This window comes from Scandinavium sp. (assembly GCF_051650185.1).
In the GTDB taxonomy this organism is placed as follows: domain Bacteria; phylum Pseudomonadota; class Gammaproteobacteria; order Enterobacterales; family Enterobacteriaceae; genus Scandinavium.
Genome location: NZ_JBOFIN010000044.1, coordinates 1 through 10753, shown reverse-complemented (window position 1 = coordinate 10753; position 10753 = coordinate 1). Strand labels below are relative to the sequence as shown.

The window sequence follows — 10753 nt, the reverse complement described above, 5'->3', positions numbered from 1 at the left end:
TTGCGGAGGCAATGGCCATGGTGCGAGCGCTGAACAAAATGACGAAAGCAGGTATGCCAGAAAGCGTGCGTATTGCCTGAAAACACAACCTGCTTCGGGGAGACTTACCCGAAATCTGATTTATTCAACAAAGCCGATCAGGGAATAAAAGTGGCAGAAATCCTTTATTTTTATACTTACCAATAGGGCCATAATGGTCCCAGCGTCTTAAAGCTGACTCTTTGCTCACAAGTTTAAGGCGTGAAGGATAGTTCATGGGCATGATCGCTCGATAAAACCCTAAAAGGTCCGAAGTTAAATCCTCGCCACTAAATCCACTATCGGTATACCAACTAAAGAACCATCTAGCTTGGTAATTTTCAAATATGCCAGCACACGAAAACATCATTGCCAATGCAACACTATGAATTTCAGTCAGAGACAGTCCTTTTTTTATCCTCCAACGGACGAACTTTCCAGTTCCCAGTTTCCGTTGATACATTCGCATGTTCTGCCCGTAACTCACAGTATAAAAATCCTGGTAACCCTGTTGGCCTTCGGAAATATTGGCAACCAATGCACTAATATCGTTACCTTGTGCATGACCAAGATCTATCCATCCTAAAATTTCGCTGTAGACTAACCCTGTTTTAGTCGTTGGCCCCCATTCATATGGCTCAATAATATCACTACGCTTGCTCATAGATATTCCACCATTTTTACGCTTTTAATTGAATAAAAACAAAGGCATCTTACAGATGCTAAAAAATCTACTCACCTTTAAACTCCAGCTCAATCCCCTCGTCTTCACTCCAGCCTAATGTTAAAGACTTGGGTTTATTTTGTGCCGCCATGTAGCTCAGAAGTTGCTGACTCAAAACCGGCAGAATTTGCTGGTTGAGTAGGCTGTCGACGTTACGCGCTCCGGTATCAGGCAAAAGACAGGCAGAGGTAAGTGCGTCATACAGACTTACGTCAACGTGTGACGCCAACCCGTAATGGCGGTGCAGGCGTTTGCTCACCTGATCGAGTTTCATCTCCACGATTGAGCGCATAGCTTGTTCCGAAAGTGGGCGATAGATCACAGTCTGGAAGCGAGCTAACAGCGCTGGCTGGAAGTGATCTCGCAGGATTGGGCGCAATAATTCGTGTAATTCGCCTTCGCTGGCTGTCGGATTTTCTTCAAGAAGTTGCATTAAATGGTCGCTGCCGAGATTCGAGGTCATCAGAATGACCGTATTTCTGAAGTCAATCTCGCGCCCTTCACCGTCGCGCATAAAGCCACGGTCGAAGACCTGATAGAACAGGTTCATGACGTCGCGGTGGGCTTTTTCCACTTCATCCAGCAGCACCACGCTGTAAGGACGCTTGCGCACGGCTTCAGTCAGAATGCCGCCCTGACCATAACCGACATAGCCCGGAGGGGAACCTTTCAGCTGTGAAACGGTGTGTGGCTCCTGGTACTCCGACAGGTTGATGGTGATTAAGGATTTTTCACCGCCGTACAGGGAATCGGCCAATGCCAGCGCGCTTTCGGTTTTCCCCACACCGCTTGGGCCAACCAGCAGGAACACGCCCTGCGGTCCGTTTTCAGACGTTAAGCCAGTTTTGGCGGCACGCAGACGCTGGGCGATGGCTTCGAGCGCCACTTCCTGCCCAACCACGCGCTTGCCAATCTCCTGTTCCAGGCTCAGCAGTTCTGTCTGCTCATCTTTCATCAGCGAAGAAAGCGGCACGCCCGTCCAGTCGGCAATCACCGTTGCCACGGTGCGCACGTCCACATCCACAGAAAGCAGCGGGCTTTTTTGCTGCATGCTGTTCAGCTGCTGTTGCAGCGCATTTGTCTCGCTCTGGCGCGAGATATCCCGGCGTGTTTCCAGTAGCTGTTCGGTGAGTTTCAACTCCTCACCGTACTGGGTTTCCAGCTCGTCGAGACTGACAATCAGCGTATTTTCTTCCTGTTCGATAGTCGCCAGACGGTCACCGTGCGTCTGGCTGCCCAGCGCGATGTCTTCCAGCAGGGCTTGCTTCTCCATCTCAAGCGCGGTGATTTGTGCGCGGATGCGGGTCAGCTGCTCTGGCACAGTGTCAAGGCTCATGCGCACGCGGGCGCTCGCGGTGTCCAGCAAATCGACGGCTTTATCCGGCAGCTGGCGGCCTGTCAGATAACGGCGGGAGAGCGTGACCGCCGCGCGCACCGCATCATCAGTGATGTGAACATTGTGGTGCTCAGCGTAACGGGACTTCAGGCCACGCAGCATCAGGCACGCGGTGTCGTCATCCGGCTCGTCAACTTTCACCATCTGGAAGCGACGCTCCAGCGCGGCATCGCGTTCAAAATATTGTTTGTATTCGGACCAGGTGGTCGCGGCGATGGTGCGCAGTTCGCCACGGGCGAGTGCCGGCTTCAGCAGGTTCGCGGCATCTGCGCCACCCGCCTGATTGCCTGCGCCGATAATGGTGTGAGCTTCATCGATAAACAGCAGGATTGGTACCGGGGACTGCTGCACGGCATCGATAACGTTTTTCAGGCGCTGCTCGAACTCACCTTTTACACCCGCTCCTGCCTGAAGCAGACCCAGGTCAAGCGTGCGCAGAACGACAGGTTTAAGCGATTCGGGCACGTTACCTTCGGCAATACGCAGTGCCAGCCCTTCCACCAGCGCGGTTTTCCCCACGCCCGGTTCGCCGACCAGAATCGGGTTGTTTTTACGACGGCGGGAGAGAATATCGACCATCTGGCGAATTTCGGTATCGCGACCAAAGACCGGGTCGATTTTGCCCTCTTTCGCTTTCGCCGTGACGTCCAGGGTGAATTTATCCAGCGCGTTTTGCAGGGCCGGGTTGAGCTCACCCTCTTTCACTTCGCCGCCTGCCGCACGGCCGATCATCTCTACATCGCCCCCCGTCGAGGCAATCAGCTCTTCTTCCAGCTGCAGTTCCGGGCGCTCGTCAGACTGCGCATCCAGCAATGGACGCAGGCGTTCCAGCTGGCTCTGGCCCAGCGTGAACAGTGGCCACAGTCCATCGCAGCGGACCAGTTTCGGGCTTTCAATTAGCGCCAGCAGCAGGTGCTGGCTGCGGATCTGCTCTTCGCCCTGCAATGAAGCCGCCATCCACGCCTGTTTCAGCAGCTGATGAAGAGACTCCGCCAGTTGCGGGCGGCCGCGTACGGAACGTGGCAGATTATCCAGCCAGCCCAGCAGCGCCTGCCATATGCCGTCCATATCCCACTCGTAGCGGCGTGCCAGCACGGTGAGATCGCCTTCGCCCTGCTCCAGCAGCTTCAGCAGCCAGTGCTCTGGCAGGATTTCCGCATGGGCGCGGGTCTGGCACAGAGAAGCTGCGCCTTCCAGCGCGCGGGCGCAGTAAGGATTGAGTCGGCGTAACAGGACGGCTGAAGTTTCCATTTTTCTCTCTCTTTATTTTTCCCGGGCACGCTACCGCCCATCGCTGTGTACTTACCAAAGCGCATAAGGTCAGGAAGGCAGAGTGTGATTTTTCGCTCAGGGCCTGCGTGGGCAGACGCTCAGCGAAAAACTGCGGACAGGCGCAAGCCTGCCCGCAACGGACTTTCTCTAAATAAATCAGGCCGTGGCGCGTTCGTTCCAGGAATCGGAATGAATGATGTTGCCGTCTTTGTAGGTCCAGGTGATTTTTTCGTAACGCAGCTCGATCTGCTCGAGGTGGTTGTGCTTCTCGAAAGAAGGATCCTTGATGTCGTGCATCACAGGGTTCACTTTCACCACTTTCACGTTCTCGAGCTTGGTGTTGAAGTACTCAACTTCCTGGCCCGCGTCGTTGATTTTGTACCACTTGAATTCAGCAGACTTGAGGGTCTGACCGGTGGTCACAGCCTTGTACAGGTACGGGCTGGAAGAGTCGATTTCCTTGGTGAACAGGAACGGGGTGTGAATACGGGTACCGGTCAGCTTGCCGGTGTTGTTATCGGTCGGGATGTACAGGTTGTGCTGCTGTGCAACCACTTCGATGCTGCCTTCGCGATCCTGTACGTCTACAGAACCTTTAATGTCCGCACCGCCATCGTCTTTCAGCCAAAGATAAACTGGAATTGCCATCGGATTTACTCCATTAGTGTTGAGAAACGTCATCATCCTGCGATGACGCCTGGGTGTTGCCTGGTAGCTGGCAGGCGTTAGCCTGAGGCACCAGACTGATTTCGACACGGCGGTTAAGCGCTCGCCCTTCCGTGGTGTCATTTGTTGCGATTGGTCGACTTTCGCCATAGCCCTGTACGGCGAAACAGCTTTCCGGCACGTCACCGGTATCACGCATCCAGTCACGCACCGCAGCGGCGCGCTTCAAAGAGAGCGTCTGGTTCAGTTGAGGATTGCCGGTGTTATCGGTGTGCCCGGCCACCACGATCAGCCAGCCTGGTTTGGCCTTAATGCCAACCAGCGAGTTAATCAGCAGCTTGGTGGAGCCCGATTTCAGTTCGTATTTGCCGGAATCGAACAGCGACATGCTGTCGAGGCGGATGGTTTTCGGCCCCTGAATGATTTTCTTAATCACCGGAGGCGGCGGCGGTGGCGGAGCCCAACTGTTGAGAGCCGCGCGAACGGGAGCAATAAGGCGCATTCCCTGATACAAGCCCAGGGTGTAACGCATTGGTGCCCCCTGGCGCTGCCAGGCATCGAGCAGATTATTGTCCTTACGCAACTGCTCCTGCGCCTGAACTTTTGGCGCTGGCGGTGTACCACTTAATCGCAGGAATACCGTTAAATGATCGCTCACGTTCTGGATCAGACGCTGGTTATTGATCCACGAGGCGCACATCGCCAGCAGCAGGAATACCCCGACCAAAGCTCCCGCAATACGCCAGGCCGTCATCATGCGGCTAACGCCATGCCGACGAGACAAATGCGGGAGCAACATGTCCGGAAGCGGAGGAGGTTCCGCATCAGATTCCAGCCGTGTTGGGAGTGTCGTTACACCAGCAACATGCTGCTGCCACAGATTTTCTGGCGATGCCGATATCGGGCCACTGCACACGGCCAGCATGCATGGCGGTAATGCAGGGGTATCGTGATGATGTGCCTGCAGGATCTCTGTCACATTCGGCTTAAGCCAGGTGAACACAGATTCAAGCCACAGCGAGTTATCCAGACGGTGCGTTCCCAGCGCATCGGGTGCGTAAGTGCACCATGGCAAATAGGACTGCGCGACCCCATTATTCTCCTGAACCTGAATACCTTCACGATTATTGGTGAGAAGGTACCAGCGATAGCGGTCTTCATCGCCTTTGGCTGGCGTATTCAGCCACAGGCTGATCCAGACAGGCGGAAGCCCGGAGAACGTCCTACGAGACTGGGCGATTGCACGCTGCCATTGATGCAGATGGCTTGCGAATGCATCCTGCTCTAGCCAGTGCTCAGGCGCAACCGCGAGCATAATGGACACTTGTGCCACCAGCGCAGGACGCAGAGAAGCAACAGATTCGGCAACCTGAGCCAGTTGCTCAGGCTGACGAACCGGCAAATACCACCCCTGACGCGTTTCACGAAATGCCTGTTTGGCAGGAAACACCACGTCACTGTCACCACAGACCAGCACCAGCGCGCCTTCGAAATCTTCAGGTGGCAGAGCTGTGTCCACGACTATCGAGGCAATCTGGCGCATCTGTTTCAGGAAGCGCCAGCCAGCCGCGCCAGCCAGCAGAAGCGTTACGACGCTGAGAAAAAGGCGGCTGCCTGTTCCCAGCGGCCAGAATCCCCAAATGAGCCATAGCGCCAGAACAAGTGCCAACATCACCAGGAGTGGTTTAGTCAGGTTGCGCATGGATTAACCGGCTCCCGCAATGGCTGACACCATCTGTTGAAGAGAACTGGAAAGCAGCAGCCACACCGCCCCCAAAAGCACGACGCCAGCCACCCAGGAAAGCCAATAGAAGCGACGACCACTGCGTAAGCGGCCTGCTCTCGCAACGATGGGCGCTTCTTCCGTCAGGGTAAATGGTGGCACGCGCTGGTTCAGGTTGCGCACGACATCTTCGCGACGTTCATCTGCCTGCTGGCGGTAGCGACCCACAAACCCCAGCGTCAGCGCTCGTGAGAAGCAAGTCAGAACAGCGATATCGGGGGAAGGTTCCTGAAGCACAGTACGAATCCGTTCCCACAGCTCTTCGCCCGCATTCAGCGTATTGAAATATTTCGCCTGAAGGGGGTTAGCAAGCCAGGTGAGATAGCCATCGTCCTGCTTACCGCGATTAAGCACACTTTCATCAAACAATGCGCAAAGCGTATACATCAGATGATCAATGCTCGAATGCGGCATTTCCCGCTCTTCAAGCTGTTTACGCCAGTTATCAATCCACTCACAGGTTCGACGATAGAGCGCTTTGCCATCCGTGATGTCTTGCCCATTACGCAGCTGGCTGACCATCAGCCAGCCGGGATAGAACATCTGATCGATGAAGGTAGTTGAGTTGTCTTTCATGAGCGAAGCACCGCGTAGAGTTCCAGTTTGACGTCGCCCAATGCCTCAGGAATGTAGAACGCACAGTTCCCCGCCTCGAGCATCGCCTGTGCGGCAGAACCGTCGAGATCCAAAGCAAAATACTGATTTTCCAGACGTAGCGGGATTGCAGCAGGAACATGTGACAACGCTTTGAGACCAACGCCATTCAGCGCGACGTTCACCACATCCGAAACAACCTCGTAGCTTCCTGCTTTACACAGCAGCGGGAATTGAGTTTGCAGCAAGTGGTTAGGCAGTGAAGAGCGAACAGACAGATAAAGATCTGCTCCCTCACGCAAACGAGCATCATGCATTGCGCCTTTCCAGAATTGACCTGAATGGATGAGATCAATACTGATAACGCGCGAAGGCAGGCTCGCTTCAAGCAAGGTATCCAGCAGCGTAAACAACGGCGGGAAGACTTTCTCCGGCGCGTCATGCTGATAGGCCGGGATGTCTTCCGGGCTGTGCGTTAACGAAAACGTCAACAAACTGCCTGCCAGACGCGACAGCTCACGGTAGTAGATTTCCGGGTGGCGCGTTGGCTTCTGGAGGAGTTCGCAAAGCACAGGCTCGGCGCTGTTGAGTGCATTCAGCAGCCAGAAAAGCGAAACGTCAGCCACGGCAAAATCGGCCAGACGTTCGTTGCTTTCACGGCGCATTTGCATCAGACGTCGGCGACGAGCCTGCAGCCGGTGCAGTAAATCACTCAGTTCCTGAGCCAAAAGAGGACTTGCCGAAAATGACAAGGCAGGAGGGATAAAACTCTCGTCCATCACCCATTGCCCTTGTGCGTTTCGCACAAGACGTGCCACAGGGCAGGTCAGCCAGGCTGCATTTTCCTGATGGGCAAAACGAAGCGAAATGGCATGGCGCAAAATCGCCAGCTCCGTTTGCTCATGGCCGGACAACTCCTGAACGGTGACCCATTCCTGGCGCCAGCGCTGCGGACGCTCACTGTTTTTGCCATCTTCCAGATTGCCGCCGTTTGCAGAGAGCAACGGAAGCGCCAGAACGACCTCAACGCTTTCCTGTCCCGCTACATCAGTCAGATCACATACCGCCGGGAGCGTATCTGCAATGCTGGTGTCGACCAGCGTTCCGTCAGGAAAACGGACCACCAGACGAATGGCGTTAAGACGAGAAAGCGCCAGTGCAGAGGTATCAAACTCCGCGTGCAGCACACCCCAGGTATGAGCCAACGCCATCGCGGCCACATTTTCAGTATTGTACGCATCCCAACGAGACTGCTGCTGGAACTGCTGAGGGGCCAGAGTGGCCCCGTCAGTCCATAACGGACGATAAATTTTCATCCCTGATTGTCCCTCGCCTTAAGACTTGGCTTTCGGCATCTGGGAAACCAGTGACAGGTTGACGTCCATCCCTTCCACCTGGAAGTGCGGCACGGCATACAGCTTCACGCGGAAGAAGCCTGGGTTGTCTTCGATATCTTCCACCATCACCTTCGCGTCGCGCAGCGGGTGGGAAGCCTGCAGCTCATCGCCCGGATCGGTCATTTCAGTGACCAGACCACGCACCCAGGTGTTCAGCTCAAGTTCCAGCAGACGACGGTCTTTGGTGGTACCGATGTTTTCACGCTGAATCAGCTTCAGGTAGTGCGCGATACGGGACAGCAGGAAAATGTACGGCAGGCGCGCGTTGATGCGGCTGTTCGCGGTGGCATCCGCCGTGTCATACAGGGCTGGTTTCTGCGTGGAGTTTGCTGAGAAGAAGCACGCGTAATCACGGTTTTTGTAGTACGACAGCGGAATGAAGCCGAGGTTAGCGAATTCAAATTCGCGGGTTTCCGGGATCATCACTTCGGACGGGATTTTCACCTGATTGCCAGTGCCGAGATCATACAGGTGGATTGGCAGGTCTTTCACCGCACCGCCAGCCTGTGGGCCACGGATCTGCACGCACCAGCCGTTGTTGATGAAGCTCTTCACCATGTTCGCGGCAAACGAGAATGAGGCGTTGGTCCACAGGTATTTGTCGTGATCCGGGCCTTTCACTTCTTCGATGTAGTTGAAGCTGCGAACCGGCACAGTGTCCGGGCCATACGGCAGACGAGCCAGTACGCGCGGCATTACCAGTCCGATATAGCGAGAGTCATCCGTTTCGCGGAACGATTTCCACTTGATGTACTCAGCGCGGTCGAAGTAGTTGCCGATGTCCTTGATAGCCGCCACTTCTTCCATGCTGTCTTTGAGGAAGAATTTCGGGCCAGCAGAGCCGATAAACGGCATGTGTGCTGCGGCAGAGACTTTGGACAGGTTACGCATCAGCGCAACATCCTGAGCGGACGCATCGAATTCGTAGGCAGAAATAATCGCGCCAATCGGCTCGCCGCCCGGGGTGTCGTATTCAGCGATGTAGGTTTGCTTGTACAGACCGCTCTGGATGATTTCCGGGGAATCTTCGAAGTCCTGGCGCAGCTCGTCTTTCGACAGGTCCAGAATTTCCAGTTTCACGTTCTGACGGAAGTCAGTTTTGTCCACCAGCGACTTCAGACCGCGCCAGATAGATTCCACTTTCTGGAATTCGTCATTGTGCATGACTTCGTCGAGCTGGCGGCTGATCTGGAAATCCAGCTCAGCGATATGGTGATCCAGCAGGGTTTTATCGAGTTTTTCGACAGCCTGACCGGATTTTTTCAGGCACTGCATAAATACCTGAACCGCGGCGGTAACACGTGCATCAGCAGACGTTTCCGCCATCACGTTATTGTCCTGGAAGCCATCCAGTTCACCCAGTTTTGACACTGGGGTTAAATTAATTTTCTCGAACAGTGAGGCATACACCCCGCCCTGCGGTAACGTTTTTTCTACGGTTGCGCCGCCAGCCTGAACCTGGGATTCATTATTAAGAGACATAAGCATTTTACTCGTATTTATTCCGTTAAAAGTTTCCAGTAATTAATCCTGGGACGGGCGAGCGCATTAAGCTCGTTACGCAGCTCATCGCTGAGGGAAGGGTCTTTCAGAATCTTTTCCAGCTCTTTCCGGAAAGTAACGTTATCCAGCAGGTTGGATTTTAAATCACGCAGCAAATTACGCATGGCCAGCATCGCGCGAAGCTGAGGGATCTGACGGGCAACTTGTTCTGGCTCGAAGTCTTTCATCTCCTGGAACTGGAGGTGGATATTTTCTTCGGTACCGTCATTGGCGAGGGTATTTTTCACGGTGAGCTTAACTTCTGGCTTCAGGTCGGCAAGCACGCTATTGAAGTTATTTTTGTTGATATTGATTTTTTCACGTTCTGACAGGGTGCCTTCGGATTTTCCGTTACTGAAGTCACCGACCGTCAGGAGCTTGAGAGGGAGTTCTACTTTCTTCTGGGCGCCGCCAGTATGCAGGTCAAGTTTGATGTTAACGCGTGCTTTAGGAATCTCAGACTGGAATGAATCCGCCATAATTCGCCTCTGTGATATATAAGTGGATACCTGACATCGTCCATGCAGGTAAAAAAATAACGAGATTGGGAGCCACAATTTTTATCACTTAATGTATAGCGAGTAAATAGACAGAGAAAAAATGATCACACCTTTTTAAATACATTTAGTTTACTCACGCTTAAATAGATTAACCATATACTTAAGCACTGATTAATTATTAATTCTTTAAATCTCGATTTAAATGCATTTAAAAGCCTTTCCAATCAATTCATAATAAAAACAAATTATTGATACCAAAATAATAATTTTGGTGAATGAAAGTATTTTCACAGAACCCAACCATCAATAAAAAGGCATTAACAAGGCGTTTATGCAACCTAAAAAAAGTACAATAACAGACCGAGCAGACAGAAATAATAATGAAGCGAGAATGTTAATAATGATTGCGAATATTCCTAACAAATACCATTCAGAGGGAAATTTCTTATCTCTCATCGACATTCTATTAAGAATTTTCTTTTAAGATGTTTAATATTATTTCAGCAAAAAAAACACCGCCATAAGCGGTGTTTTTCACATCATGAGCGGGGATTAGCCCAGCAGAGACATCACCATGCCGGACATGCTGTTGGACTGCTTCAGCATGGACATAGAGGTCTGGGCCAGCATCTGGTTGCGGCTCATGTTGGACGCTTCGGTGGCGAAGTCCGCGTCGGTGATGTTGCCCAGCGCCATGGAGGTGTTGTCTTTCATGTTCGCCAGGTTAGCAGAGGTGTGAGCCATACGGTTGATGTTGGCACCCAGCTCAGAACGCACTTTACCCACGCTTGCCAGGTCATCTTCCAGACCGTCCATGTAAGCCTGCGCATCGGCTGCGCTCTGGATGTTGATACCGGAAGC

The 10753-nt window shown here is 53.2% G+C and carries 10 protein-coding genes; 1 reads left to right on the top strand and 9 read right to left on the bottom strand.

The features are described from left to right. On the top strand, window positions 1-80 hold an 80-nt coding region (locus ACRCWW_RS05510; protein WP_438681511.1), incomplete at its 5' end, for a hypothetical protein. A 44-nt stretch (window positions 81-124) separates the two neighbouring features. On the opposite strand, the gene ACRCWW_RS05505 is transcribed toward ACRCWW_RS05510, so the two are convergent. The 9 genes from ACRCWW_RS05505 to ACRCWW_RS05465 all read right to left on the bottom strand — a co-directional run. Beyond that, window positions 125-682, bottom strand: coding sequence for a hypothetical protein (locus ACRCWW_RS05505; RefSeq protein ID WP_438681510.1), 558 nt, complete (start codon window positions 680-682; stop codon window positions 125-127). Between the two features lie 67 nt (window positions 683-749). After that, on the bottom strand, window positions 750-3389 hold the full coding sequence (tssH, locus tag ACRCWW_RS05500) for a type VI secretion system ATPase TssH (protein WP_438681509.1): 2640 nt from the start codon (window positions 3387-3389) through the stop codon (window positions 750-752). Between the two features lie 177 nt (window positions 3390-3566). After that, the gene (gene hcp, locus ACRCWW_RS05495; RefSeq protein WP_028019678.1) at window positions 3567-4058 is read right to left on the bottom strand and encodes a type VI secretion system effector Hcp; all 492 of its coding nucleotides are present in this window, start codon (window positions 4056-4058) and stop codon (window positions 3567-3569) included. Between the two features lie 13 nt (window positions 4059-4071). After that, window positions 4072-5778: an OmpA family protein gene (locus ACRCWW_RS05490; RefSeq protein WP_438681508.1), complete on the bottom strand. Its 1707-nt coding sequence runs from the start codon at window positions 5776-5778 to the stop codon at window positions 4072-4074. A gap of 3 nt (window positions 5779-5781) precedes the next feature. Beyond that, window positions 5782-6435 (bottom strand): type VI secretion system protein TssL, short form, encoded by a 654-nt coding sequence (tssL, locus tag ACRCWW_RS05485; RefSeq protein ID WP_438681507.1) that lies wholly within the window; start codon window positions 6433-6435, stop codon window positions 5782-5784. Continuing rightward, window positions 6432-7769 carry a type VI secretion system baseplate subunit TssK gene (gene tssK, locus ACRCWW_RS05480; RefSeq protein WP_438681506.1) on the bottom strand — a complete coding sequence of 446 codons (1338 nt, stop codon included), beginning with the start codon at window positions 7767-7769 and terminating at the stop codon, window positions 6432-6434. The genes tssL and tssK overlap by 4 nt, the downstream gene beginning before the upstream one ends. A gap of 18 nt (window positions 7770-7787) precedes the next feature. Further along, window positions 7788-9338, bottom strand: a complete 1551-nt coding sequence (gene tssC / locus ACRCWW_RS05475) for a type VI secretion system contractile sheath large subunit (protein WP_438681505.1) — start codon at window positions 9336-9338, stop codon at window positions 7788-7790. Between the two features lie 11 nt (window positions 9339-9349). Further along, window positions 9350-9871 carry a type VI secretion system contractile sheath small subunit gene (gene tssB / locus ACRCWW_RS05470; RefSeq protein WP_438681504.1) on the bottom strand — a complete coding sequence of 174 codons (522 nt, stop codon included), beginning with the start codon at window positions 9869-9871 and terminating at the stop codon, window positions 9350-9352. Window positions 9872-10444: 573 nt separating this feature from the next. Then, window positions 10445-10753, bottom strand: a 309-nt coding sequence (locus ACRCWW_RS05465; protein WP_438681503.1) for a flagellin, incomplete at its 5' end; no start/stop codon positions are given.